At 49.9% G+C, this 24868-nt stretch carries 24 protein-coding genes; 3 read left to right on the top strand and 21 right to left on the bottom strand.

Annotated elements, in window-relative coordinates; all coding sequences use genetic code 11:
- Positions 1-29: 29 nt before the first annotated feature.
- Complete coding sequence (locus GT571_RS00500) at positions 30-245, top strand: hypothetical protein (protein ID WP_117747089.1); 216 nt, start codon at positions 30-32, stop codon at positions 243-245.
- A gap of 306 nt (positions 246-551) precedes the next feature.
- Here GT571_RS00500 and GT571_RS00505 read toward each other — a convergent pair whose 3' ends face one another.
- The 4 genes from GT571_RS00505 to GT571_RS00520 all read right to left on the bottom strand — a co-directional run bounded on the left by GT571_RS00505 (position 552) and on the right by GT571_RS00520 (position 3899).
- Positions 552-1124: a hypothetical protein gene (locus GT571_RS00505; RefSeq protein ID WP_161154745.1), complete on the bottom strand. Its 573-nt coding sequence runs from the start codon at positions 1122-1124 to the stop codon at positions 552-554.
- Between the two features lie 1132 nt (positions 1125-2256).
- Entirely contained in the window at positions 2257-3201 is a 945-nt protein-coding gene (locus GT571_RS00510; protein WP_161154747.1) for a hypothetical protein, read from the bottom strand.
- Positions 3198-3656, bottom strand: a complete 459-nt coding sequence (locus tag GT571_RS00515; protein WP_161154749.1) for a Panacea domain-containing protein — start codon at positions 3654-3656, stop codon at positions 3198-3200. Before GT571_RS00515 ends, GT571_RS00510 begins: the two co-directional genes overlap by 4 nt.
- A gap of 69 nt (positions 3657-3725) precedes the next feature.
- A complete protein-coding gene (locus GT571_RS00520) occupies positions 3726-3899 on the bottom strand; it encodes a hypothetical protein (protein ID WP_161154751.1) in 174 nt (57 codons plus the stop codon).
- A gap of 91 nt (positions 3900-3990) precedes the next feature.
- Between GT571_RS00520 and GT571_RS00525 the strand changes: the two genes are divergently transcribed.
- Positions 3991-4449, top strand: a complete 459-nt coding sequence (locus tag GT571_RS00525) for a transposase (protein WP_161154753.1) — start codon at positions 3991-3993, stop codon at positions 4447-4449.
- A gap of 267 nt (positions 4450-4716) precedes the next feature.
- Here GT571_RS00525 and GT571_RS00530 read toward each other — a convergent pair whose 3' ends face one another.
- The 6 genes from GT571_RS00530 to GT571_RS00555 form a co-directional block, all read right to left on the bottom strand.
- Positions 4717-6120, bottom strand: a complete 1404-nt coding sequence (locus tag GT571_RS00530; protein WP_161154755.1) for a trypsin-like peptidase domain-containing protein — start codon at positions 6118-6120, stop codon at positions 4717-4719.
- On the bottom strand, positions 6081-6341 hold the full coding sequence (locus GT571_RS00535; protein ID WP_161154757.1) for a hypothetical protein: 261 nt from the start codon (positions 6339-6341) through the stop codon (positions 6081-6083). The genes GT571_RS00530 and GT571_RS00535 overlap by 40 nt, the downstream gene beginning before the upstream one ends.
- Before the next feature lie 596 nt (positions 6342-6937).
- Positions 6938-8044, bottom strand: coding sequence for a hypothetical protein (locus GT571_RS00540; protein ID WP_161154759.1), 1107 nt, complete (start codon positions 8042-8044; stop codon positions 6938-6940).
- A 335-nt stretch (positions 8045-8379) separates the two neighbouring features.
- Entirely contained in the window at positions 8380-9552 is a 1173-nt protein-coding gene (locus GT571_RS00545) for a hypothetical protein (protein ID WP_161154761.1), read from the bottom strand.
- Entirely contained in the window at positions 9530-10108 is a 579-nt protein-coding gene (locus GT571_RS00550; RefSeq protein WP_161154763.1) for a hypothetical protein, read from the bottom strand. Before GT571_RS00550 ends, GT571_RS00545 begins: the two co-directional genes overlap by 23 nt.
- The gene (locus GT571_RS00555) at positions 10098-10904 is read right to left on the bottom strand and encodes an endonuclease/exonuclease/phosphatase family protein (RefSeq protein WP_161154765.1); all 807 of its coding nucleotides are present in this window, start codon (positions 10902-10904) and stop codon (positions 10098-10100) included. The genes GT571_RS00550 and GT571_RS00555 overlap by 11 nt, the downstream gene beginning before the upstream one ends.
- A gap of 247 nt (positions 10905-11151) precedes the next feature.
- Between GT571_RS00555 and GT571_RS00560 the strand changes: the two genes are divergently transcribed.
- Positions 11152-11313: a hypothetical protein gene (locus GT571_RS00560; RefSeq protein WP_161154767.1), complete on the top strand. Its 162-nt coding sequence runs from the start codon at positions 11152-11154 to the stop codon at positions 11311-11313.
- 566 nt (positions 11314-11879) lie between these two features.
- On the opposite strand, the gene GT571_RS00565 is transcribed toward GT571_RS00560, so the two are convergent.
- The 11 genes from GT571_RS00565 to GT571_RS00615 form a co-directional block, all read right to left on the bottom strand.
- On the bottom strand, positions 11880-12323 hold the full coding sequence (locus GT571_RS00565) for a hypothetical protein (protein WP_204987177.1): 444 nt from the start codon (positions 12321-12323) through the stop codon (positions 11880-11882).
- 391 nt (positions 12324-12714) lie between these two features.
- Positions 12715-13266: a hypothetical protein gene (locus GT571_RS00570; RefSeq protein ID WP_161154771.1), complete on the bottom strand. Its 552-nt coding sequence runs from the start codon at positions 13264-13266 to the stop codon at positions 12715-12717.
- Positions 13267-13275: 9 nt separating this feature from the next.
- Entirely contained in the window at positions 13276-14583 is a 1308-nt protein-coding gene (locus tag GT571_RS00575) for an SMODS domain-containing nucleotidyltransferase (RefSeq protein WP_161154773.1), read from the bottom strand.
- Positions 14584-15211: 628 nt separating this feature from the next.
- Complete coding sequence (locus GT571_RS00580) at positions 15212-16600, bottom strand: Gfo/Idh/MocA family oxidoreductase (RefSeq protein WP_161154775.1); 1389 nt, start codon at positions 16598-16600, stop codon at positions 15212-15214.
- 26 nt (positions 16601-16626) lie between these two features.
- A complete protein-coding gene (locus tag GT571_RS00585; RefSeq protein ID WP_161154777.1) occupies positions 16627-17817 on the bottom strand; it encodes a Coenzyme F420 hydrogenase/dehydrogenase, beta subunit C-terminal domain in 1191 nt (396 codons plus the stop codon).
- A gap of 107 nt (positions 17818-17924) precedes the next feature.
- On the bottom strand, positions 17925-19061 hold the full coding sequence (locus GT571_RS00590; RefSeq protein ID WP_161154779.1) for a polysaccharide pyruvyl transferase family protein: 1137 nt from the start codon (positions 19059-19061) through the stop codon (positions 17925-17927).
- 9 nt (positions 19062-19070) lie between these two features.
- Positions 19071-20141, bottom strand: coding sequence for a pyridoxal-phosphate-dependent aminotransferase family protein (locus tag GT571_RS00595; RefSeq protein WP_161155076.1), 1071 nt, complete (start codon positions 20139-20141; stop codon positions 19071-19073).
- Between the two features lie 77 nt (positions 20142-20218).
- Positions 20219-21070 (bottom strand): LicD family protein, encoded by an 852-nt coding sequence (locus GT571_RS00600; protein WP_161154780.1) that lies wholly within the window; start codon positions 21068-21070, stop codon positions 20219-20221.
- 57 nt (positions 21071-21127) lie between these two features.
- Entirely contained in the window at positions 21128-22528 is a 1401-nt protein-coding gene (locus GT571_RS00605; RefSeq protein ID WP_161154782.1) for an oligosaccharide flippase family protein, read from the bottom strand.
- A gap of 79 nt (positions 22529-22607) precedes the next feature.
- Positions 22608-23903, bottom strand: a complete 1296-nt coding sequence (locus tag GT571_RS00610; RefSeq protein ID WP_161154784.1) for a hypothetical protein — start codon at positions 23901-23903, stop codon at positions 22608-22610.
- Entirely contained in the window at positions 23903-24862 is a 960-nt protein-coding gene (locus GT571_RS00615) for a glycosyltransferase family 2 protein (protein WP_161154786.1), read from the bottom strand. Before GT571_RS00615 ends, GT571_RS00610 begins: the two co-directional genes overlap by 1 nt.
- Between the last annotated feature and the right edge of the window lie 6 nt (positions 24863-24868).

Raw genomic sequence — 24868 nt, forward strand, 5'->3', positions numbered from 1 at the left:
CCATCGAACCAGGAGGAAAGGAGCCCCCGATGGAAGCGCTGATCAATATGGTCCCAGCTCAGATGCAGCCGGTTCTAGACTATCTGCAGCTAAAGCAATTAAAAGCAGTGCTCGAAATCACTCTGCAAAGCCATGCCGAAAGCAGCGTGCCCAGCCGCTGTGACACTACGTCAAATTACTGGCTGGGATTCAACAGCTATCTAACGTTAAATCTCTGGTTTGGATCGGTGGCCAAATCGCTCTAAACCAGAGATTTAACAACTTCCAACCAGATTTTTTCATACTCCATAAAACTCCGCTAACCGAAAACGGTCGAAGTTACATTCAAACCATTTGGAGCAATTTGGATGTGTTCCGCTCTGTGTGCTGAAAACAATCTCGTATTCGGCAACGAGGAACGTTTCTGCCAGTTTTGGAACGCGATGTCCAGATGGATCTGCAAGCGGAATATAAAACAAGCGGCGCTACTATTAGTAGCGCCGCTTGCATCATCAAAGAAGAATCGTTATCGATCGTCTCCGGGGTTTTCGTTCAAAACCAGAGTATGTCGATTACGGCTCATCGAAGTCCATCCACTCTACAGGCTGCATCAGACCGTAATAATCGACGGGCGTTTTAAATTGAATCCTGCCCAAATGACCGTCGCTCTTCCGCACCCAACTGCGTCCGTAGCGATCGGTGAAAGCCACCTCGCAGCCGAGGGCCTTATGCATCGAGCGATCGAGATGCCCGATGCACCTCACGGTTTTGCCCGGAGCAACGGACGAGAGCAGAACCCTGCCGTCGCTCCCCTCGACGGCCCTCCCGTCTTCAGGCCCGGCGCCTTGGACGAGCACGGCAGTGAGGATAACTTGGTAAACGAGGTCGTTGCTATTGTTCATCACCTCTAGGCCGAACTGCGGCGCGATATCAGCCCTGCACCCTCCAACCGTGGCCGTCTCCCTCTCGGACATCCTGACCACACGGGCACAGATGGCCGATGCCTGGCTCCGCGCGGCCGCCCGGCGGCCCCGTACCAGCGAGACAATCCACTGGAGGAGAGTGAGCGCCAAAGATAGGAAAGCAACAGCCGTGCCGAAATCGATTTGGCCGTTGAAACTAATTACAACGCCATCCGTGATCATTTGGCCAACCCATCCGCCAGTGTCGCCGCCTCAAGGAGAGGCTTCCGGTCGTCGGGCCCCACTTGGCGAACGGCTCGCTGCCCCCGTCGCACATCCCGCATTCTGGCCGTAGGCCTCTCGTGAAGCCCGGGGTAAAAGAGTACGCGGTAGAGCTCGTAAAACCCTTCGCAAGGCATATCATCGTCGAAACGCACGATACCACAGCCTCCCTCCTCTACAGATTCCGCCTTATAGAGGCCTTACAAAACCTCGCGTCTGGATTCAGCAGGGCTGTAGCAGGATTTGACCGGAAAGGTGTTAGCTTGGATTATGTGAATGCCAGACGAGCCCGCCCTCAGCAAGCACACCCTCCTGCTCGGCGAGGCAGACAGCGTATGCGCCCTCCTCGCCAACGTCGGAGTAGCAGTTGCGTTAGGGCTAATCTAAATACAACCAATTGGCCGATTTCCCATTGACGGTAACATTCCAGACATTGGGCGGCAGCAACCGGTGCGTGGCGATGCGCTCGCCGGCGTGGTAGATTGACAGCGTCGGCTCGCCGACCCAGAGTCCCTGCAGAAGGGCCGCTCGGCCTCAGCCGCCTCCCCCCCCCCTCTTTGGGCAGCGCATCGAGCAGAGTCTTGCCCAGCTGCGTGACGGCGTTGACCGAGGTGTAGTCCAGCTGCCTGCCGTCCCCGGCGCCGCGCACGCGTGCTATGCCCGCCTGGAAGGTATAGCTTATGCCCGCGAGCACCTCGGCGCGCGTCGTGGTGGCCTTCTCCGCCGCGAGCCTCTTGAGGCGGGCAATCCTAGCCTTGACCTCATGCTCGGCCTCGAGCTTGCAGGCCTTGTTGTCCACCGTCTCGGGCTTCCAGCGCGAGCGGTCGGGCTATGCGGCGAGCATCGCCTGCCTCTGCGTCTTGCCGGCCACGCGCTCGCGGCAATATGTCTCGTGGCGCGGGTTCGCCATCGGCTCGTCGGCGTCCAAGCACCGCCCCCAATCAATCGCGCCCGCCGCGAAAAGCGGGAAGCCGCCCCGAAGGACGGCTTCCCAACGCCCCATGCGGCGGAGGATTACCGCACGGCTATGCTCCTAGACGTGTCGCCATGAGAAGGGCCGCCCCGGAGGGCGGCCCTTGGCGTCGCGTTCGGGCTACAGCCCGATGAACTCCCTGAGTCCAGGGTGAGAGAGCGCCATCATCGCAGCCATAATGAACACGAGGGCGACGTCTGCGGCGATCAGGCAGTTCCTCGGCCAGTTGCCCAGTTCCACCTTCCTGTGGTTGAAGGACATCTTCCAGATGAAGATCAGCAGGATGCAGACCGTGTTGATGAGCACGAAGCCCACGAGCGCGGCGAGGAGCACGATGGCACGTATGCCGCCGTCGATGCCAAGCGCGCCCATCGCGGAGGTCGAGAACCCGACGCCGCCGTTGAAGGCGAGCACGACCGCCGCGAACACGCCGAGGATCGCGATGTACTCCATCCTCGTCTTGTCGAGGCGCTCGTCGAACTCCCTTTCCAGCTCTGCGCGTTTCTGGTCCGCCTCGTCCCTTTCCGCTTTTACTTCGGCGATTGCCGTTTTGAATGCGCGCATGGCCTGCTGCTGTTCGATGTCGTGGCTCAGCCTCGTCTTTTCCAGGTCGATGTGGTCGGCGAGTTTGAGGACACTTTTCGCCTGGTCACAAAGTCCATGCTTCGTCAGGTACTCATGGATGATGCGAATGTTCTCAGCGAGGCAATTGACCGAATAGGGGACCCCTTCGTCTAAGTCCCCAGAGGACTGCCCGAGTGCATTGAATACCAGGTCGCAGATGTCGGCATATCTATGGCGATAGGGCTCGCTCCCCCCATATAGCTTTGCGAAGAAGCTCGAGGCTCGGCGTATGTCCTCTTGGGAGAGCACCGCAGCATCATCCGTGCTGGCGAGGGATTCGAGCATGTCGCGGAGAGCCTTGCGTTTCTCTGCGTCGTCACTGCCTGCGTTTATTGGAGGAACTTTCAGGGGCGGTTTCGAAAGAGTCCCAATTTTGCTGGTGAGCAGAGAGAGGGCTCTTCCGATGTTTTCGGCCGCCTTTGCGTATTCTTGTTCGGTCACTCAGAGACCTCGCTAGCGCACTGCATGATCAGCTCATTTGGGATGATTCCCTTGTGTAGGCGCTTCTGGTTGTAGATGACGTCCCACGGGGACCCCTCGGCGTGTGAGATCCTGACGAGTTCCCATGGGGATTTCTCGGCGAGCATGTCCACCCCCGCATCCAGGAACGGGCGGATGGAGTCATTTATCTCGGTGTCGAACTCGCGTTTTATCGGGAAGCCGCCGCAGTCAGAGAACTCAACGTAGACATCCCTGATGACCGGGCCGTAGGGCCATGCCTCAAACTGGTCGGCGAATAGCAGCTCGCCGGTCTCGCTCGCGTGTATGACTTGCAGGAAGTAAAGAATCTTCTGGAGCTGAAGATTGCTGATGGGCGTGTCGTGGCGATATCGCCTGCTGACGGCGTACTCGGCGATTTCCATCGCGCTGTACTCTGTCCCGATTTGGACTTTCATCTGTTTCCTCCTTTTCCAAATCATACCAGTGATGCGCTTCCCATCTGAGCTTATCGTGATAAAAGCATCTCAGCTCGTCCGGACAAAAAACGAACGGTCCCTCCAGCGGGGGTTTCGGTCTCGGACGCGCCCCCTAGTCCTCCACGGCCCCAGCACCAGGACGAACGGCACGTGCGGCAGGAACGCCATGAGCACGAGCGCCGTGACCGCAATGCCCAAAGCCCATTTCACGTCTTCGCCCATCACTTCACCTCCTTACGCACGAACCTGCAGAAGCGCGCACATGCGCCCAAGGTCGCTACCGTGTATCTCGCGGTCGCCGCACCCCTCGCTAATGGCGCGCGTTGCCCTGCAGCCGGCGAGCCCGGACTCGAGCTCTCAGCTGGCCACCGAGCAGATCGAGCGCTTCTGCCCCAAGGCCGCCGAGCTTTTGGAGGAGGCCGAGGCCGACGCCCTGGCCTACCTGGACTTCCCCTACGAGCACCACGTGAGGCTGCGCACCAACAACGTGCAGGCGCGCGCCAACCGAGAGCTCAAGCGCCGCAGCCGGGTCGTGCAGGTCTTCCCCAGCGGGAAATCGCTCATCAGGATGATGGGCGCCGTGTTCGCCGAGATGGACGAGGACTGGGCCGGCCGCCGCTGGTTCAACGACGACTCCATCGGCAGGGCCGTGGAGGGCGCCAAGGTCAACGCGCCTGAGCACGCCTACGAGGGCACCGCAGCAGAGCACGCGGCAAGGATCATCGCGCTCGTCGTGGCCGACAACCCGATTCCCGGCAGGAAGGCGGCGTGACATGAGCTAGAATGGCGGAATTCTAGGTGATTCTCGGCTCACTCAGGCGGCCTCCGGCCACCATCGCGAGCCGAGCCTTACACCAACTTTCGCGACACTATCTACAGCTCGCCGTTCTTTGTCTTCCTGACTAGCCCGTTTTCCAGCATGTAGCTCAGCATCTTCTTATGGCATTCCGTATCGTTGCCGTTTAGGTAAAAGCAGCAGACACCTTGTTCCGAGTCTGCCGCGATGAGAGTTTCGGGGCTAGAGTGCTTGGCAACCTAGTTAGAAGAGTAGCCATTCTCCATAAACATCGGTTGAGCGGACACAATCCCTTAAAGGAAGAAATGAGCCAAGTTTTCCATGTTCAGTTGCGGTATGTGCTATGCCAACGACCTGGCCCAAACCATTAAACACTGGCCCACCACTCATTCCATGCCGAAATGAGCAATTCGTATAACAAAGTGTGCCCTCTTCACTTGGTTCTCCGACCCTGAGCAAATCTCCGCTGTGTAGTTCAAAGCTGAATCTAGATTTGGAAAAATGGTGTTGGTAAGCAGAAATCCTGTCGCCCTTGGTAAGCAAATCCATATTTGATGGAAGAAGGGGAATGTTCCTTAAGATCGCAGGAGGAACATCTTGTAATATTGCGGCATCGTGTTTGTTGTCCTGAACTACCTCATTCCCAAACCTAAATATTGCAAGCGGCGTCTTATCCGAGCTGAATAATTTAATTTCCCTGCTAGTTTTATCATGGGAAACGGCATCGCATATCACATGCCATGCCGTAACAAGACCGTAGCCAGGCAAATAAAACCCGAGACCCTCAAATGAGTTTTCTTCGCCATCATCTCCTTCGAGATACAGAAGTGAGTCTTGTTGAAGTGCGACTGGGAAAGTAGGCATATTTTCTGGTTTCGTTTTGTTGTACAAACTGCCCAAACGCATAAGTGGTCCTGATGTCCAGGGGTCCTTAATCAGAGACTTGTAAAAATCAAGACTTCCGCGAAGAGACGCTTCAAACATCCCTCTTTCTGCATCAGTAAGTTTGGCGATGGTTTTACCGTAATAGCAGCCCATCGCGCCTTCAATGTCGCCATTGCTTAGTCGATGGAGCGTTGAGCGGAGTCGCCGATATTGCTCGCGTTTTATATTTGTCTTTTGATTGCAGACAACGCCCGTGACCAGTTGTCTTGAAAAACTGCAACTGTAAAACGATTTATCCTCGTTGAGCTCAAACGATTCGGTTCCATGGAAGCTAGTGATTGCGTTTCGTAGCTTATTGGGCAACCTTAGCTTTCCACCTGAATAAAAATTTCGATAAAAGAAGTAAGAACTATTAAATGAGAACGTAAGATCATCGGCATATCGAGAGTATTGGTATCGATATTCTCGTGATAAGTGCATTAGCTGTTTATCCATACCGAGGCAAATCATGTTCGAAATAATAGGAGATGAGGGAGCGCCTTGAGGGAGTCCTTTCGGTGTCGCAACAATCCTTGAAATACAGAATGCAACTTCAGGGGTTAGACCTAACTTCTTGGAAACAAGAAGCCCGTACACTCGTCTTGACGAGATAGAAGGAAAGAAGTCCTTAATATCCAGGCCAACAATTACTTGTGAGCCAATGTGATTTTCAGCATTTGTTTTTATCGACCGTCCTTTGATAAAACCATGGACACAAGGCAATGGCTTATAGCCTTTTCAAGCTCAGAGGCGATGATTCTTTGAGCCCTTTTTAAATCAGACCTTGGGATTAATAGTTCTCGATAGCCACCGTTTCTTTTTGGAACCAACCTATTTCTATATAGGTCATACATGGAAGTTGGATATACAAAGAAATCAAGCTTTTCCAAGGTCAGGCCAAGAAACCCAGCCAGATCGCCTTTCGACTGAAGTTCGTTGAGCATCAGATTATCCTTAAAGTTAATAGCCGGTTCCTCCGTAGAGTCGTACCTGATAGACACGTAGCAGAATATAATGTGCAAACAAAGCACTTCCGATTGCGATGCGCAAACGCTAATTCGAACCGGCTATAGGGGTCATTTTACCAGTCTTTAATTATGCGCAAAGGCCGAACTGCGCATCATTAATCCGTAATGGGGCAAGCATGATGTTGGCGCGCCTTCCACGGCGTCGTCTGTGCAATGAGCCCTCTTGTTACCTATCAGGTAGAAACAGCAGCCTCCAGATTTCATCTATGTTGCAATCTGAGTTTTTGTGCTCACGTGTTTACCTCGGATTTCCGTCCAGAATAGGCTTTCAGACGATGTTGTCCTTGAAGATGATTATGAATGGAGAGGAGAAATCTTTCTTGTTTGTCATAGGGCGCTATCAATGTCGCGAATTGAACTTATAGCCGACATGTGCACCGCAAATGCTGAGAGATGATCTTCTTGGTGATGCGACGGCATGCTGCCAGTTGTAAGGTCATCGATTAGCGATAATCGGTGATTAGCAAATAGATGAGAAATCGATCACCGCATACTTCTGATAAATTGGCACCTCAGCAGCGATATGCGGCACCAAAAAGTGCCAATCCCAGCAGGAATAACGATAAAGAGGCGGCGATCCAGTTGTTGTCGGTGGTCTTGGGGAGTGTCGCTGCGGTCACTCTGGTGGCTTTAGGCTTGGAGGACGTAGAGACCGTGGTCTTGGTTACCGTCGTCTTGGTCGTTATGTTTGTCTTGGTTGTCGCGGCCACGGGTTTCATCGTGGGATTTGCCGTGGGCCCTGTGGTGGGCTCTCCGGCAGCGGGGTTAGCGTCGGTGGGAGACTTGCCCGCGCTATCGCCAGGAACATCGCGCCCGTCGGTCTCCCCCGCCGGAGGCGTGGCCACATCGGGCTCAACCACCACACGCGGTGCCGCCGCACCGGAGGCGTCCACCACGCCGCTAGCACCAAAAGCCCCACCAGCAGGCGTCACAAACCGCGCAGACACAAGTGACCCGCCCGTGCACGCAAGGCCGCCGTCGGCACCGGTCGCATCGAGCCACGAGGCGTCGACGGAAAGCCGACAGCCGGCCGCACCGTCGCCAAGGCCCGCATCTTGCAGATACACGCCGTAGGCACGCACGCCCGCTCCGGACCCGGCGCCCGCGGCAACGGCGCGTCCGCCGCCGCGCACGGCCATGTCGCCTGCGATCACGCCGGCAACCGCCTCTTCCGTAATATCGGCCCCGTCCGCCCGGGCATCGACGGTGCATCCGTCCACCACGAGCGCCTGCGAGACGTGGATCCCGCACTGCGAGCCCGTCGCCGTCAGGGTCCCGGTACCGCGAAGCGTCAGGTTGCCCCACACCTCCATGCCGCACAGCGTGATGTCCGCATCGGGCGCATGCGACTCCGTCACGGAGTTTTGCCCGGTAAGCGTCAGCACCAGGTTGCCTTCGGCGCCGATGGCCTCGCCCGCGTAGCCGTTAAGCTCCAGGTGGTCGGTATCGGTCCAGGCCCAGCCGGGGCCCGACACGCCCGGCTCGTAGTACGTCGCGCCCGCGATGATGAGGCTCTCCGCGCCCTCGGCATAAGAAGGCCCGCCCAGCAAAACGCATAGGCAGGCCATGGCAACAATCGCAATGTAATGACGGCTGGTGTAGGACTCGGCAGCAAACATACCCGCTCCGATCTTCGCAGGAGCCAATAGAATGTGCACCAGAAAACGCCCTGGTAGCAGCAGTTATCAGTTTAGCGAGATCAAGGCACAAACAAAGAAAATATCCCTGAACAGTGCCGGGAATTAGGTGTAAATCGTTTTGCCAGTCGGTGAATGGAAGGGTTGTTTAAAGCCAGCATGAAAACGCCCTTGGCCTTCGTACGTCTTATGACGCTCCGAATGGAATCGGAAAGAAAGTTGTTGGAACTGGGTTTCTTCTTAAGCCGGTAGGCCAGACAGTATGAATTAAAGATCTGGGTGATTTGGACTCAAAGATCAGATTAAAGAGATAGTCATCATCGCCATCCTAGTGGACTTTTAAACGGATTATAGTTCGGAAATGATATTAATTCAGAAATTGAATCTATCAGTTTGTCTCTCACCCTAAACAGTTCACATCCGTATTCAAGAGCTGACATTCCAGCAACTGTTTCAGAAGCTACGCTCATAACGGTCCAAGGGTCAGAACCATCCACCTCTATAGGAACAATTTTGTCGGTAAAGTCGTAATGCATCATGGCGTTACGTAGCGGATGTGTCTTATTAATAAACTTCTTTTCATCTCGATTTAAGAGTCTACTGACAGAATTTAAAAAGTCAGTTGGAATTGTTGACTTATCCCCCTTTTTACGATGGTAACCAGAGAAGCGCTCAATGGCTCTCCAAGCGTGATCTAGTGTTAGGGAGGAATACTTCAGCCATGCCGCATCGTTGAAATAACCCGCGGATCTAAGTGCACATACTGAGCTTAGTAACATAAGGAGTTCAGAAAAGAAAAAGAAAATTGAACCGTCATGAATGCCCTGCTTTTCTAGGGATGCAGTTAGTTTTCCATATTTCCAGTCATTTGCTTTTACGTGAAACCGATGGGTTTGATACATCTCCGGTGACGGGAAATAGCTCTTTGCGAATTCCAAAAGGACCCTCCCGGACTTCCCTGTCGAAAATCCAATTTGGTCCTCATACTTATGTTCGTCTGTGCCTAATAGGTCAGGGCTATCCTGTGTAAACAGGTGGGTAGACGAGTAGCTAGCATAAATGGGGGCATCTTCGTAATAAGAAATGCCAACGTTTGTTCTCCCCCAATCGATCCAAGATCCCGTCTTTCTGTTAAAGAGGTAAAACTGCTTGTTGAGGTGTTCGATCACCTTATTTGCTTGGCAAGAATAGGCTTCAAAATCAAAATGCTTTGAGTCTAGAGACTTAGTCATATGTCTTATAGAAGTTAGTCGCGCATCTTCTGTGGGTAGACCAAGCCCCAACTTTCTATTGAGAAAGGGAATTGCATCATGTTCTGCAATTGTTAGAAAAGGTAATGCCGTGAGTATGAGACACGGAGAATTATCTGGAAATCGTTCATGTTGGTCCAGCAATCGTCCGAGAAATATGCCTTCTTCTATTATGAGCTGAAGACTAAATGAATCCCTAGATAGTAATGAGTTCGCGTTATTCATCATTAGCATCTGCATGCAATGCGCTTTCCGATTCAATCATCTTATGGACGATAAACTTCATTTTCTCATTCCTAGAAATGATAATTTCCAAGCAACCTTTAAGCTCGTTGTCATTTTGAACAACAATTGACCCTTTATGCTTGGAAACTGCAATTCCATCGGGGTACAAATCCCTTGTTTGACAGAATATGTCCTCATCTAAGACTAATTCAATTGGATAGACGGCGCCTAATTTCATTGTTAGGATCCTGAATTTGTACTGCGTCGTGAAAATATCAAAAGCATAATCGGAAGGCGAATAAGAGTCGTTAACATCGCTGAGCTTCAAGGCGGTTTTCTCTACTTTTATTGTTTTTGGGCTACCGAATTGCAGCTTCATTTCTTGAGTGCTCCACATACTGCCTGTTGTTTTGGTGGTAAAAGCAAGTTTGACAAAACGAGCTTCAATCAGACCTCGGGATGCAGCTTTTACATCCTCGCACTGTCCCTGCATGATCGATTCGACGTTCTCGGCAGAATTCGCCAAGGGTTGATCAATTATGTCCGTCCAGAAATTTTCTTTACCTACCATGACAATCCCCCATTTCCATGGTTACCAAAAGTGGCAAATGGTCACTATATTTTGAGCACGGCTGTGATTTAACAATGAGTTTAGTATCGCCAATTTGATGAAGATAGCGACAATCGACAATGCAGTCAGCCAGTTGCCAATCTACAACGATTTGATCGAGAGAATGCCAATAATAAGTGCAGTCTCCCGAGCTCCAATAAAATGAACCCTGATTAGAATTGGACTCTGATAAAAATTCTAGCGCAGGGTTATACATTATTGGAAAAGCAGAACCATCACTATTTCTGACTTTTAGTCTCATTGCAACCTCTTTAAAAAAGGTCGAGTTTAATGAATTGAGCTTTACCATTTCAGGGTCGAATGGATTGCAATTAAAATCACCTAAAAGCATGTTAACACTGCCGGGGTGCAACTTTTTTATTGTATTCAGTTCGCTCACGAGTTGTTGGATAGTTCTTTCGCGATGATGACCCAGTGGATCATTGCGCTTGTCCGGCAGGTGGACAACTGAGATATTCACGGGGATATCGTCAAGGTTCAAAGTGCAGGTAAGATTATTTACCACCGCAGAGGCTTCTTGCCAGCGAATTGTTCTCTTGACAAGCATACTCGTTTTCACTTTTCCATCAATTGTTTCCACTGTTTGATAATGATCATCAAGCAGCTCGGCCAATCGCTGAAAGTCTAATTGGTCAACCTCGGCAAAAGCCGCCACGTCAACGTCATTCAATTGAATAGCGGCGTAAATAAGATCTGCAAGACTCTTGCGAGCTAAATTCCAAAAGAATAATCGCAAAACCTCACCTGGCTGTTCCTATGAAATGAAACCAATCAAATCAAATATACCCTACACTTCAAAGGTCTTTGCCGACTAATTTCACTGCGTTTCTTACAGCTTAGATAACAGGTGATAATTCGGGGACCGAAAGGCCCCCGAATGCCATGCTCTTCCCAGCCAAACAGATAATTTGTCCGAGTGCCCACACGAATCTATGTTTGGTGACAAACCCCTCTGGGGGGTCGGGCGCAAGGGGCAGATCTATATGGGAAGAGCGAACCCCTTCGGGGAGCTTGTGGCGGTCCTCACCGCCGACGAGTTCTTGCTGCTCAGAAAGGCCGTCGACGAGAGGCGCTGCCGCGATGAGGTCGGTGTCGGCAAGCTCGCCGAGAACGCCGCGGCTTATCTGCCGGACCCGGAGTACTAGGAGCGCGGCGCGCACGGCGCCTAGAGAGACGGGTCTATCGCGGCCGAGGTACCGAGATGGCACTGCCGCTGCTGCGACAGGGGGTTACCTTCCTCACGGGTACCGTTCTCGAGCATTGTCGCAAGTCGCTCGCCACGGTAACCGGCTACCAGGACCGGTTCGCGCTGTGCGAAACCATCAGGGTTGACGACCTAGTATTACCGACCCGATTGCTTATACCTTAATTCTGGCTCGGATTTACGTAACTAATACGAGCCAGTTAAAATGCGCCTATTATATTGAAGTCTGTGAGAAACAGGGCCATCGCACTCCCCAGATGTCACTAAATAGGTCTCACGCGTACGCCCTGTCTCCGCTATGAGCTTGTCAGTTTAAGTAGACTTAATCATGCCCCCGTGAGGCATATCCTTAAAGTAATTACATCTATCCTAAAAGTTCTCCAACGGCAGGTGAAGGTCATCAAATGAACCACCAGGTGCATTCAAACTACGTCATGAGATAGCTTGCTTGGACTATCGGTAGATAAGGAGTGCTGCTACAAATCAACATGTAAACCATCGAATCTCTCAGCGCCATATAGGACCTGCTAGTTGTATTTGCCGCTGAATTGCACCCCGCTTGTTTTGCTGACATAGAGTCTTGTATGAAGCGGCAAGAGCGCTTTCTCTCTCAAAGAGATCTTGCCGTTGTTCGAGCTCATGTAACTGTTCAGAAGCCTGTTCAAGCGTCCATTGATATACCTTTGCACTCTGAGACATTTTATTTAATAGAATCTGATACTGATAAATTGAAAATAAAAGGGATTGATAAGCTTCTATGAATTCGGCAATTGCCTCTCTGCTCTTTCCTTTGAAGCAAAACCTCGCCTCCATGGCGAGCGATCTCATTTCATCAAGCTTTAAATGCAGTTTGAGCTGAAGATCAGCATCTAACACCTTATTAATTGAGGTTGAGATTGATTGCAGGTACGTGGTGTTAGTCAGCCATTCAAATAGTTGGCCGATAGCCATTTGCGGCTCGTTATCTAGTTCCAAGTCCTTCGCGTTTTTTACGTAAACACTCATGAGTTTATCGACGGTTATCCATATATTTTAACGTCGATTGAATAGAGACTGTTTATTACTGAGACGAGCTTGGTAACAAGAAATGAGCAATGCGATGATTGCCACAATCGCTGAGATGTACTCAGGTAGATTCGTTAGGTCCATTGTCTCCTCCGCCACCAAAAATCAATTGGCAATACTACAATTATCGCTCTACATTCAGGATTCTCTGGCAATGAGAATTGCGTTATTGGGGTCATTGATCGCAGTAGAATACCCGATTGATCTGAAAGTCGTTCCGCATTGTAGCTTATGCTGTTAGTTGATTGGTTGTATGGGCTGTTTAGGGGATAGTGCCCTAATTGATATCTTTTCCTTTAAACGACGTGGATAGCATCATCAGAAGAACGTCGTTGACCATTCGTCCCCTGAAGTTGCAAAGCGCGGTAAATGAAATCATGCTAAGCAGTTTCATGCCCTGCTCATCGATCCTTCCTTTTTCAGGAGGGCAGTAGACGATTAATCCGCACTGGGGCTTTTTACCTCGGACAACAGCATTGAATTCTTCGTTGCTTAGATATCCATGAACAATAATCATTAAAAGCGCTGATTGAGCTTCATCAAGGTGTTTGTTGGTGACATGCTGAATATTTCTTGTTTTAATAAGGCCGGAATTGACCAAATCTTTTCGAATGTCATTAAAATCATCAAGTCCTGCGATAATGGCGATTTTCTTTGCGAATAACGCTAGCCCGAATCTGATCAGGGCTTGAGTAATGCCAGCAAAAGATCCCGCGGCAACTACCAACAGTGCGATGAACCCAAATACTGAGCAGATAGCAGTTATGCAGTCACGGGCGCTATAAAAGATTTGTAGGAGCTGTAGTATTTTTTCCAACAATTTATCCATATCAATTTTCTAATCCACATTAATGAAAAACGGACGGGTCCATCGTACGCAATAGCCTTTACGCACAACAAAGCACTGCACGATATGTTTTCCGGTATAGGCTGTTTCTTCTCGTCTTGAAGTTTTCCCTTCGTTGGGAGCTTCAAAGCCCCCACGCTGACAGCATCGCATAGCCTCTTCACCGGTATTGGTGATCTGCCATCTTACACGCCCGTCTTTAATTGGGCTGTATGTGACTTTATATATCACTGAGGACCCTTTCGGAACCGCCGGCCCATCATTTGGAAGATTGATTTGTTTGCCCGAAGGAAGAGTGGCAGTTGCAGTGATGGTTGCATTTGGTTTTTGAGATTGCAAGGGATACTTCAGCTTTTGTCTATGGGTAACGGACAACGCGCGTTCCTGTGCAATTCGCCTTGTTCCAGCTGCGTAAGATCTCGATTCATTCCCTGCTGGGAAATTAATGCCAAGAATGGTTCTCCAAATATCGTTGCCAGTGCCTTTTTCTGCAATAAGATCAAGTTGTTCGATCAGTTTATTTGAAAACTCAAGGAAGTCGTTGTGTTTGTACTTTTCCGCTAGGTTATTTTCACAAAATGCGGGATCTTCGATAAATGGAGTGTTGCCAGAACTTAAATCTTCTGAGTACGCTTCTGACAAATTGGCCATTGTTTGCATTACACGCTCTTCAATCGTGAGGTGCGGTTCTGGTAAATTATCAGCAATCATTTTCTCAAGAGTAATTCCCTTTGGATATTTGACATTCGATGGACAGTTTTCTCTTCGCCACCATTTAAAAATTTTCACCAAAGGCTTATATGCATTTTCATACCCTTGATTAACTTCTGTTGTCCAAGAAATATGTTTCTTCGGATCAGTTCGCTTCCAAGTGCCTTCCTTAGATGATCCAATATTAAGAAAACCGTTTTCATCTCTGACCAAGGGCACAACATCAAGATGGAAACTTGCCATATCTATACCGACAGAATGATTTTGAATAGTCGTTTTTTGGTAACAGCTGCGTAGTTTGAGGGCCTTTTCAAGCTCATTCAATACAAAAGTCGGAGAATCGTTTGTTGAACGACTAGTTTCGATGACAACATCAATATCGCAGCAATCCGAATTCTTTTTTGGACGAATGAACGTTTGCTTAGCGTAAGATCCTGACAAATAGCTGTGAACATAAATATGTTTATAGCTCTCACAAGTTTTCAAGTGATTCCTAAGATTCTGGTGAAGTCTGCTTGCTTCATCGATAGTAGATTTACTTGGGTTGATATCTTTTAGAAAAGACTCGAAGTCGGTACTGTTTGCCACAATTCTCCAATTCAAACGTATGTTCTATTATAAGTAATAATATTCGAGTAGATTAATTTATGTGACATCAATTTAAATACTGATTCGAATCTTAGATTGATAGTTTCTGCCAGGGTGTTTTTGGTTTTCCATATATGAAATCGACCCCTGAGGATCTGTTTTACTCCTCAAGGGTCGATTTCAATTTATATATCAGTTTAGAAAACAGTTGATGATTCAGAGACCGGAAGGCCCCCGAAGATCGTGTCGAAAATGTGAGCCTGATTCTAAATCAAATTATGTAGTCATCATGACCCTAGCAAAGGGGCCTTCATTTGTTTTGTTTTGCCAAATACCAAATAGCGAAGACACATTCAAGTGCCTACGGTAGGTTTACGTTAGATCGCAAGTTGTCGTAGTCAATTATTGAACCAACGTAAGTCAAAACTCAAAGAGAGTGTTTGCGTGGAAGTAGCCAAATTTCGGCTTCCGTTATTCGCAAGTTGCTGCTTGCGTTGTTATTAAATCAATGAAAGATAAGCATGCAATCGAGATACAGACCGTTATCACCCAGAAGAATGATGGTCACCTCTCCCCCATGCTTCAAATTACGGCATGAATAATGCGTTGAGTGTATATCTAAGCACGGTTATCTCGCTACGCCCTCACCACAGGTGTCGCTCCCGAGCTTGATGGGCGACAGTTCGATGTGGTCTTTACTTGCGTCGAATTGGCCCAGCAGGCCAGCTATGGCGGCGGATACACTATCATCGATGTAAAGACCGCATTTGCCTCCACGCTCAGCTGCTCGCGCGAACTCCACGAGCTCGTTGCGAATTCCCTCGCCGTCAAGCTGGAAGAAATACCGCTTGTTTTGAGAAGAATCCTCTTTGCGTACCTCGAAGTAGTCTGTTTTCCACCAGGGAGCAGGTACGTAAATGTAGCCATCCGTGCCGGAAACCACAAGCGACCCCTCAGATTTAGCCGCCTTGCCGAAAACCGCCTCGCCGTAGCCATCCTCGAACGCCAACCGGATCTCACCAAACGCGTCAAAGCCTGCGTGACCTTCAAGGTCGGCCCTTACAAAATCGGCTGATCTATAATCAGTTCCGAGTAGCTGCAAGATGGGCAGCAACGCTGCTGGACCCCAGGCTTTGGAGCTCGTCCACTTGCCCTCAACGCTCGAGATGTCCTCACTGCCTAGATCAACAAGGCTGGTGCATACAGCGCGCACCGACAGAACTCGTCCAATGTGACCACTCTTGGCGAGCAGAAGCAGTCGATGGTAGGCTGTTGAATACGCTGTCTTGACCGCGTCGGCCAAAACGAGGCCCTTTGAGCGTGCGAGCGCCTGCAACTCCTGGCACGTCTCACGCGTTGAGGCAATGGGGCTCTCACATAGAACATGTTTGCCCGCCTCAAGTGCTCGCTTAATCTGTCCATAGTGCTGATTAGGATGCGATGCAAGGTAGATTGCGTCGCATCGACCGACTATCTCATCGAAATCATAAACCTGTTCGACTAAGCCACAGCCTGCGAGGCTTTCATCACTGTCGAGCATCGCGCAGGTGGGGTCAACGCCATTCACGAAGGTACTTTCACGCAGATACTTCTCCACTAGCACACGCTTGCCCACGTACCCCATTCGTAGATGTCCACTTTCGGCGCGAAGCTCGGTGCTCGAGACGCCTTGCGTGCGATCAAGGTAGACCACATCGCAGTATTCCTTGAGATAATCGAACTTACCGACCCAGTCAGAGCCTACGGTGAACACATCAATTCCCATACGCCTGATATCGTCGATCTTCTGGCCCTCGTACTCCTCAACGATCACCTCGTCGGCGATTCCGAGTTCCTGAACGGCACGCATGCGCTCGTTAAGAGTTTGAGACACATTTATCTTTCCGCGCACCTTATCGAAGCCATCGGCGGTCACGCCGACGACCAAGTAGTCACCGAGCGCCTTTGCACGCTCGAGCAGGCGGACGTGGCCCCGGTGCAAGAGGTCGTACGTACCGTATGTAATTACTTTCCTCATGGGACCTCATCTCCTCCCTTGCTCTGTCAGCTGTCTTTTGTGCCGCATTTCCTGCTCGCTTTGTTCGCCTTCGCACAGACCTGTTTGTTTGTGCCCCATAGGTATTTTGAGACCAGTAGTTTCAGCGTTGGCTTCTTTGCCCACTTGCGCGTGAACTCACGCCAGCCCATTGAACGCAGGTCGTTCATGCATTCTTCCCTGCGGGGGTTTGTGCCGGTCGGCTTCCTCATGGGTCCTTGGTAGCGAACTACGTCGACCATATCAAGTTCTCTAGACTCTATTAAAGGCATGGCAGCCTCGAAGGCGGTGAGTCCTTTCTCTGTGTTGCATACAGCAAGGGACGCACCCCTGTCGTCGTTATAGAGGTCGGGGCAGTATAAATGCACGCCCCAAAGGTCCCCGAGAGTGATATCGGCAACACGTTCAGGGCGCGCAAACGGACACTCAGCACACGAAGGACGAGACACGAGGTGCTGGAGCCATATGCTCCAAAAAGGATTAAACCAGCGGTCGACAACACGGCGCTTACTAGTTTTGCCTTCGATGGACGTTGCCTGGTAATCCCAGCCGGCAACGGCGAAGCTCATTCCCTCTAAATCCCACCTATTACTACTGCTACAGGCGGAGTTCCACTTGTCTCGATATCTCATTGACTCGATAGGTTGCCCCTTGAACCATTTATCCGAGACGTAGGAGAGCTGCTTCTCGATAAGTCGCGGTGTCGGTACGCCCTCGCAAACAACCTCCACCGTAAGCAACAAAGGTGAGTCTGCGAGCCTACCCAAACTGCCGTAGAGACCGTCGATTTGGCACGGTGTGCCCGAAAAGAGGACACGGTTTCCCGTTTTGAGAAGATCGCGAACACGTGAGTAGGCGTCTCCGATCTCACTTTGTACATACTTGGAGCCTCGGAAGGCAACAAGCCCTTCGACGCTGGACACAGAAGCATGGCGCGCCTTATAGACTTCGCTCGACTCCACGCCGAAAACAATTCCGTCATTCTTGAGGAACGCAGTCGCGATAGCAGTGAAGGCACCACCACTCGTGCTTTCAGCGAGAAGTTCCGCGTCTTTAATGGAACCGCCAAAGCCGCGCTGGGCATCCGCGGCGTGGAAACGCTCAGAAGGCAACGAGCAGACCGCCTCACAGCGTCCGCATCCGATACAGACATTCTTGTCAACGACAGGATAGCGAAAACCTTCTCTGTCCTCGCACATAGCCACAGCTTCGACAGGACAAACGGAGGCGCATGCCTCGCAGCCACAGCAGTCTGCCTTGCGCCCGGTCTTGAGAAAGCACGCCCGAAGATCCGTCTCGGCTGTTTCTACAGGCATTCCGCCCCCAAGAGTCGAAGACCCCCGCGCAGGTAGCCGAGGCTCGACTCGCGCAGCTCGGCCAATCGAGACTCCATGTCGTTGAAGCTCATCTCCAGTGGCACGTCTTCGTCGCCTGACACCATTGCGCGATTGGAAAGACCCAGCCACGCGAGCAGCTGTGAAATCTTCGTATCAGCCTGCTCGCGCGAGAACACCGAAAACGGCGTGTGCATCTGAGCGGCGAAGATAAGCCCGTGGAACGAGTTGGTGACGACGTAACGCGCCTCCTTGGTGAGCGCTAGGAACTCCTCGACTCCGGCGTCATAGCGCATCACGTGCCCGCGCTCTGCGTTGGTCGCACGCAGACTGATGTCAACGACCTTGCAACCCAGCCTTTCCGCCACGCGGTCGGCATAGGCCTCCATCGCGGGATTGTAGCGGCGCGAGTAGAGAAGGACATAGGGCTCATCCATCTGCGGTTCGCCCACTATAGGCGCGTAGTCTGCGCCCGTGAGCAAAAGCGTCGGATCGAGTACGCGCGTAACGGGAACGTCGACGTTAGCCCGGATCCATTCAAAATCAGCGCCACCCTCGCGGACACCGAGAGCCTTGAAGTTCGCGAGACGCTCTTTGAGCGTCTCGCTCTCATCTACGGTCCAGTCGACGTCGCCGAAGCTTGCCGCATAGCTGATCGATCGGTTGCGCATTGCGGGGAAGTTGGCGAAGTAACCGTCGTCGAATCCGTCGAACTCGCGGATGCAGAAAATGGTGTCACTACCACAGACATAGCCATCTAGGCCCTCAGCGGCAAAGGAATCGTCGAAATTAGACGATGTGTATGAGCCCTCAGAAAGGTTGCACTCCTCATGATAGAAGCGATCGAACTTGGCGTAGTTCTCACGAATGGCGGGCATCGTAAGCTCTACCATGCGCCTTGACTCTTCATCAGCATCCCACATGCGCTTTGCGGGGTTAAGCGGGTCGTTCTCCCTCAGGCAGTCAGGACAGTAGTCCAATACAATAGCCTCGACTTCAGACGGAGCGAGCTCGGAAATGGCGCGCCTTAACGCGTATGTCTGCAGTGCGGATCCATAGTTGGTAAAGTTACCGTACAGGTTGTACGAAACAGTAGCGAACTTTCTCATTCGTCCTCCTTAGAACAGACCCTCTGCCGACATTGCACCCAGAGCGTCGATGAGTTTACGGTTGTCTTCGGCGGTGATTGCACCGATATGACCAATGCGGAACACTTCATCAGCCAGCGAGCCGCCATTGGGACACAGCCACATGCCGTACGCGGTTTTAGCACGCTCAATAATTGCCTTTGCGTTGCGTGCGGGGCAACGCAGCGCCGTCACTGCGTTGGAGGGTTTCTCCGGAACCATCTGGAGCGTCGTGTTCTCCAAGGCGCTGCGCACGGCTTCGGCGCGCCCTGCGATCTCCGTTCGCTCTGCATCGATGCCGCGATCTTCGATTGCCTTCAGGCGCGAGTTGATCTCAAATAACGTTGTTACCGCAGGCGTCCATGGTGTCTGGCCGCGCTCGCCGTTACGCAGGGCCTCCTTTAGACTTAAGTAGGAGCAAAGCTCAGGGTTGTCCGCTACCCTCTTCTGCGCGCGTGGCGACAGTGCCATGAGCGAAATACCCGGATGGCACGAGAGGGCCTTTTGCGATCCGGTCAGCACCACGTCTGCTCCGAGGGAGGTCATGTCGATCTCCTCGGCGATGAACGCGCTCACGGCGTCGACGATCAGGGCCATCCCGCGCTCGCGGCAAAAGCCAGACAGGAGGCTCATGTCGTACAACAGTCCTGATGAGGTCTCATGCATGTTCACGAGCAGCGCACCGCAGCTGAGATCCACTGCGTCTTCGAGGTTTTTCCGCGTTATCTGGTGTCCAAACTCAAGTTTGATCTCGTCAACGGGGTGCCCGTGCAGTTGGCATAAGTCGACAAACCTCTGCCCGAAACTGCCGCCATTGACCACTGCAACTCGTTCGGCGGGCGCTAAGACACTCATCACAGCAGCCTCCATAGCGCCTGTGCCAGAAGCCGTTAGAAACACGCAGCGTGAATCCTTGGGTGCGGACAACAAGCCCAACATAATGCGCTCGTTCTCTAGCATTACCTGAGAGAACTCTGGCGTGCGGAAATAGGGAGCGCTCTTGGCTGAAACTTCCAGCACCTCGCTGGGACTCATAACCGGACCAACGGTGAAGTTAAGCATCTGCATTCTCCAAATCTCTTACTTCTTCAGGTTTCAATAAAACATGAATCTCTGAACTGAAACCAATGGTGACAGCCCTAAAGACGCCTAATGATTGAGTAGAAGTGGTGCCCCACGCGCTCCTCTTTTGGCGGAAGCTGCATATAATCGCCAAAGGCAGACCTCAGCAGCGGGTCATAGCCACTAGGCACGGGTACGTTCATATCCTCAAAAGGCATGTAAACGGTGTCTTCGAACCATGTTCGCTCATAGATGCCAGCTTCCGGAGTCCCGGCCCAAGAAATAAGTCCAACGTACTTTTTGGAATCAAACGGGCATTCAATACACAGGGTATTGAGTTGTTCCTGATACTTATCCGGCTTTCCGAGCATTCGGCTCAAAATACTCTTTGCTAGTTTTTTTGTTGGATTGATATCTTTGTTGTAACAATCAAAATTGCATGCCCGTAGATAGCGGAGCATCAGCTTGTGTGCCACTATCTTTTTATCAAGAGCTTCGCTCATATTGTCGGCAAGGCCGTCCAGCGGATAAATATCGATGAAAGTCCCAAGTTCATCGACCTCGTCGCCGTACTCCCCTAGCATCTTATATTCAGGATTAGAGATGCGCGTTATAAGGAACGGCCTTCTCAAACCGATCTCCGGTTTCACGGGCGTGTACTTGTCGAGTTCTTGGAAGCGACCATCGAAGCAAGCTAAGAACCGCTCGTAGTCTGAACGGGGCATCGCGATATCTAAGTCATCATCCCAGGGAATAAACCCTTGATGTCTCACAACGCCGATAAGACTTCCGTACATCAGCCAATACGTAATACCTTCGCGTCTGCAAACAGTATCGATATCTTTCAGAATCTTTAGGGACTCTAGCTGAATATCCCTTAGCTCGAGCTCCCCCTCAACATGCGGTGCGCTGGACTGCATAAGTCCCATAACAATCATTTCCTTTCACGGTTTTTTTTGAAAATGCAACGCGTGGGAAACCTTCACCTACGGCCTAAGTTTTTTTATAGTCGCTATTAGATCACGGCGGAAGAAGGTCAGAAACGCCATATAAATCAAGGAATAAAGGCAGAAAGCCGGTACGGGAGGCAGAAAAAAGGCTAACAAGATGAAACCAACAGTCAGCATAATCTCAGCAGCACTGATGGTGCTTACTGGGACCTCCATCAGACGGTTCATGTAGAACTCTGACCATAGACTTCGGGCGACAATCACTACGGTCATAACCGAGATGACTGCAAAGACGGAACCAAGAGTGTAGACTGTTAATAGAGTAAGAATTAAACAAGAAATTGCGGATACCATGTTTACAAGCAGCATCACGCGTTCTCGCCGAAGAACGTTATAGTAAGTCACGCCAGTGATGTTGTACTTGCTGTCAAAAACACAGATGGGCAGAAGGAATATCAGGTACGTAAAGGTACTGGAGTAGTCGGGCAGCCACATCGTTAGCAACCAGACCATCGGGAAGTACAGAGCGTAAACACCCGGAAATAAAAGTCCCATGGCGTCACGTGCGGCGCGGTAGAACCTTCGAACCTCGTCAAGCGCAGCCTGCCGCAACGAGGGGAAAAGAACCATGGAGGCTTGCGAAACAAACGCCAGGAAGAAGCTCACAAGAGAAAGAGCGAGTGATAGCTTACCGAATGTCTCAATTCCCCACCGCGCATCAATGAAAAAACGCCCAATGCCAAGAATCAGCATGCTCATCACATTCGCGAGCATCATTGGGAACCCTATTTTTATGCTTGCCCATGAAAGCTGCGCCGCCCGACAAAAGCCGAGCGACTCTGCTTTCCAAAAATCGCGCAGATGCCAAGAACAATAACCGAGTTGAACTACTGTAGAGGCAGTATAGGAAACCACATAGGGATAAAAGACGTTGACTCTCAGGACAAGCAACACCAGTAACGGTATCAAAAACGCTAAACGTTCCACAATCGTCGAAAATGACGACTTCTTTGTCTCGTTCATGCATTGCAACTCATTCATCATGAAGGTCGCAAGGTTCTGCAGAACAAGGTAAATCGCCGTCATAACGATTACGAACATTCTCTCAGCACCAGACTGCAGGAAACTAGATAATAAGATGATTACTCCGGCCATGATTGTCTGGTAAAAGGCTCCGAAGAGCATCTGGCTCTTAATTGCCGCTTTGTCCATCTCTTCGCGCTTCTGCCCACCTGTGGTCAGATAGACTCCAGAGGAAAGACCCAGATGAAAGAACCCGACATAACTCACGTAGAAGATATATAGTTGCCAATATCCGAACTGCTCAACCCCAAGAAGCTTTGGGACGACGAGCGTCTGGATTACGGATAGAGCCATACTTGCGCCTTGTGCTAAAAAAGCAAAGCTCATATTCTGTAAGATCAATTTCTTATTCATTTAATATCCAAATAAAATGTACGTGACCAGGTCTTTCACCTTTTATATGCACTAATTAGACGTTCAAAATTCGGATCGCTCATCGTAAAGTACGATTTTTACTAAATAAAGAGCATTGCTCACCTTGCGCGTCAGAAACAATTGAAGCCTCGCAAAGGATGAGCCAAAAGGAATTGACTGACTGGAGATTGTAAAAGAAACCGCAAAAGATTAAGACAATCAAAAGAAACGAGATTGATTTATTAATACGCCAAGTAGTGACTACACTAGAGAAAAGCCATCCATAAAACACCCCAGTGCCGATAACCCCCATACTAAGCAAGGTGTTTGTCAAATCACATTCGACAGTCCAAGCGCTGATAGTTTTATATTGACCAGTCAAGGCCGAATAAGGAAGACCTGAGCAATTAATTCCATATCCGAATAAAAAGGACTTAAAATTCATATTTGAAAATAGGGCAGGAATGTTAGAAATATAATCAGAATGTGCCTGGGCGCTCGAATCGAATACATTTTGCCCATTTAAAGCACCGATTCTGAATACAGTGAAAGATAAAGCATTTTGTAATGCATGCTGCACGGTAGGCGAGATACTGTAAATTAATGCGAAGACTGACAAGAATCCCGCTATGCATAAAAACCATTTACCGGAGACACAACTTCGAATCAAGTCAGAGTTACTAAAAAGCCACTTCACAAAAATATAAACCGTGCAGAGTCCTAAGCCTAAAAGAGCTGTAGAGCTTTGAGTAAGTACGCCCGCAACGAAAGTAAGAATCTTCCAAACCGGCTCACGTTCAGCAATGAAAACTAAAAGTAGAGCAGCCACAATCCCGCCAACATTCCAGCATAAACCAGTAGCGACGAATCCAGTTGCCTTGAACTGCGAAGCAGTTTCAACCATATTAAATACCTGAGAAAACAACAGGTCATTAATATCAACAGAGAGAAACCACCATGCGAACATTTGGATGAAAATCCAAATGATATTTAGTTTTCCACCTAAAATTACACCTTTAAGAAGATATGAACTCGCATCGCCATATAGCATTGGAACGATCATTGCTATCAGAAGAATGGACATAAGTCCTTTAATTTCAACAGCAATGTATGCATCCGGTAATTGAACAATGGTTAATAGAGTCGTAACTATCGCAAACGCTGCATACATCTGTATACCAGTTTTGCCAATAAGAAGACGACCCATGAGTAGTAGAAAAACTACAGAAATCAAAGCAAATAATTTATATAGGCTATTGCCAAACAGGGTAATAACGGGAGCGCAAGCAAATAACCCTGTGAAAAACAAAGCTAATAGAAACCCATCGTTTAATGTGTAATCAACTAATGTTTTTCTATGCGAAGTTAACGTCATTATACAAACATCAACTCCCCAATTATCTGGACCGGACCTTGTTTGAGAAAGCCACCAGAAATTACAAGCCGAGCACGAGTCAATTTTGAATGCCCGGGGATCTCACAGAAATCAGAGATGATTCCCGTTTGCTCGCTATTAAGTACTTCAGAATAGGTTTTTTTGAATGCATCGGCTTGTTTAAAAGCCATCTCAAGTGTCTTGCGTACATGATTGGCGCCGGACAGTCGCCTTAGCACGAACCCGATTGAATTTACATTAGTTGCGCCAACAACATTTCCCTCATGTTGACGGTATTTAATAGTTGTTTTATTTACAAAAATTATTTTGCCAAAACATGAAGCCGTAAGGCCCATCCACCAGTCGTGCATTGCAATTGCAGAGTCATTTAAATCAAGAAGATTGCAGAAACTCTTATTCCACAACATCGTACAGCCAGTTATATTGTTCTGGACTAATAGATGACGCAAGTCGGCTTTGTATGGGTCAATGGCTCGGAACTTTACGAACGAGTCTCCTAGAGTATTCAACTCTTTATCAACAACCATGAGGTCAGAGTGGACCAGAGTGGGAATTGATCCATGGTCATCCGCATGTTTGCAAGCCGTGAGCTCAATGTCAATCTTATCAGGCAACCATACGTCATCCTGATCGGAGAACATGAAGTACTCAAAGTCATAGTTTTTTTTAACCCATCCTAGAATTGCGGCAAAATTTTCTTTAGAACCACCACCTTTCAGACTGGGGTCATTTATTGCAAGTACTCTCTCTGGATATCTTTTGACATAATTAGCAATAACATCGAGTGTTGAATCAGTCGAACCATCATCACGAATAAAGAGGACCCAATTACGATAAGTTTGTGACAGAATTGAATCAATTTGCTCGGCGAGAAACCTGCCTCCATTATAGGTAGCCATCATAATCGCTACATTTTGGTTAGGGGATTTCGAAAACATGCTGAC

Origin of the sequence: Collinsella aerofaciens, assembly GCF_009876115.1 — a bacterium.
In the GTDB taxonomy this organism is placed as follows: domain Bacteria; phylum Actinomycetota; class Coriobacteriia; order Coriobacteriales; family Coriobacteriaceae; genus Collinsella; species Collinsella aerofaciens_N.

What these genes read in the sequence shown, in the direction of transcription:
- GT571_RS00500 (WP_117747089.1), top strand. Translation starts at nt 30, where the DNA reads ATGGAAGCGCTGATCAATATGGTCCCAGCTCAGATGCAGCCGGTTCTA.
- GT571_RS00505 (WP_161154745.1), bottom strand. Translation starts at nt 1,124, where the DNA reads ATGATCACGGATGGCGTTGTAATTAGTTTCAACGGCCAAATCGATTTC.
- GT571_RS00515 (WP_161154749.1), bottom strand. Translation starts at nt 3,656, where the DNA reads ATGAAAGTCCAAATCGGGACAGAGTACAGCGCGATGGAAATCGCCGAG.
- GT571_RS00520 (WP_161154751.1), bottom strand. Translation starts at nt 3,899, where the DNA reads ATGGGCGAAGACGTGAAATGGGCTTTGGGCATTGCGGTCACGGCGCTC.
- GT571_RS00525 (WP_161154753.1), top strand. Translation starts at nt 3,991, where the DNA reads ATGGCGCGCGTTGCCCTGCAGCCGGCGAGCCCGGACTCGAGCTCTCAG.
- GT571_RS00535 (WP_161154757.1), bottom strand. Translation starts at nt 6,341, where the DNA reads ATGCTCAACGAACTTCAGTCGAAAGGCGATCTGGCTGGGTTTCTTGGC.
- GT571_RS00540 (WP_161154759.1), bottom strand. Translation starts at nt 8,044, where the DNA reads ATGTTTGCTGCCGAGTCCTACACCAGCCGTCATTACATTGCGATTGTT.
- GT571_RS00545 (WP_161154761.1), bottom strand. Translation starts at nt 9,552, where the DNA reads ATGCAGATGCTAATGATGAATAACGCGAACTCATTACTATCTAGGGAT.
- GT571_RS00550 (WP_161154763.1), bottom strand. Translation starts at nt 10,108, where the DNA reads ATGGTAGGTAAAGAAAATTTCTGGACGGACATAATTGATCAACCCTTG.
- GT571_RS00560 (WP_161154767.1), top strand. Translation starts at nt 11,152, where the DNA reads ATGGGAAGAGCGAACCCCTTCGGGGAGCTTGTGGCGGTCCTCACCGCC.
- GT571_RS00565 (WP_204987177.1), bottom strand. Translation starts at nt 12,323, where the DNA reads ATGGCTATCGGCCAACTATTTGAATGGCTGACTAACACCACGTACCTG.
- GT571_RS00570 (WP_161154771.1), bottom strand. Translation starts at nt 13,266, where the DNA reads ATGGATAAATTGTTGGAAAAAATACTACAGCTCCTACAAATCTTTTAT.
- GT571_RS00580 (WP_161154775.1), bottom strand. Translation starts at nt 16,600, where the DNA reads ATGAGGAAAGTAATTACATACGGTACGTACGACCTCTTGCACCGGGGC.
- GT571_RS00585 (WP_161154777.1), bottom strand. Translation starts at nt 17,817, where the DNA reads ATGTGCGAGGACAGAGAAGGTTTTCGCTATCCTGTCGTTGACAAGAAT.
- GT571_RS00590 (WP_161154779.1), bottom strand. Translation starts at nt 19,061, where the DNA reads ATGAGAAAGTTCGCTACTGTTTCGTACAACCTGTACGGTAACTTTACC.
- GT571_RS00595 (WP_161155076.1), bottom strand. Translation starts at nt 20,141, where the DNA reads ATGCTTAACTTCACCGTTGGTCCGGTTATGAGTCCCAGCGAGGTGCTG.
- GT571_RS00600 (WP_161154780.1), bottom strand. Translation starts at nt 21,070, where the DNA reads ATGGGACTTATGCAGTCCAGCGCACCGCATGTTGAGGGGGAGCTCGAG.
- GT571_RS00605 (WP_161154782.1), bottom strand. Translation starts at nt 22,528, where the DNA reads ATGAATAAGAAATTGATCTTACAGAATATGAGCTTTGCTTTTTTAGCA.
- GT571_RS00610 (WP_161154784.1), bottom strand. Translation starts at nt 23,903, where the DNA reads ATGACGTTAACTTCGCATAGAAAAACATTAGTTGATTACACATTAAAC.
- GT571_RS00615 (WP_161154786.1), bottom strand. Translation starts at nt 24,862, where the DNA reads ATGTTTTCGAAATCCCCTAACCAAAATGTAGCGATTATGATGGCTACC.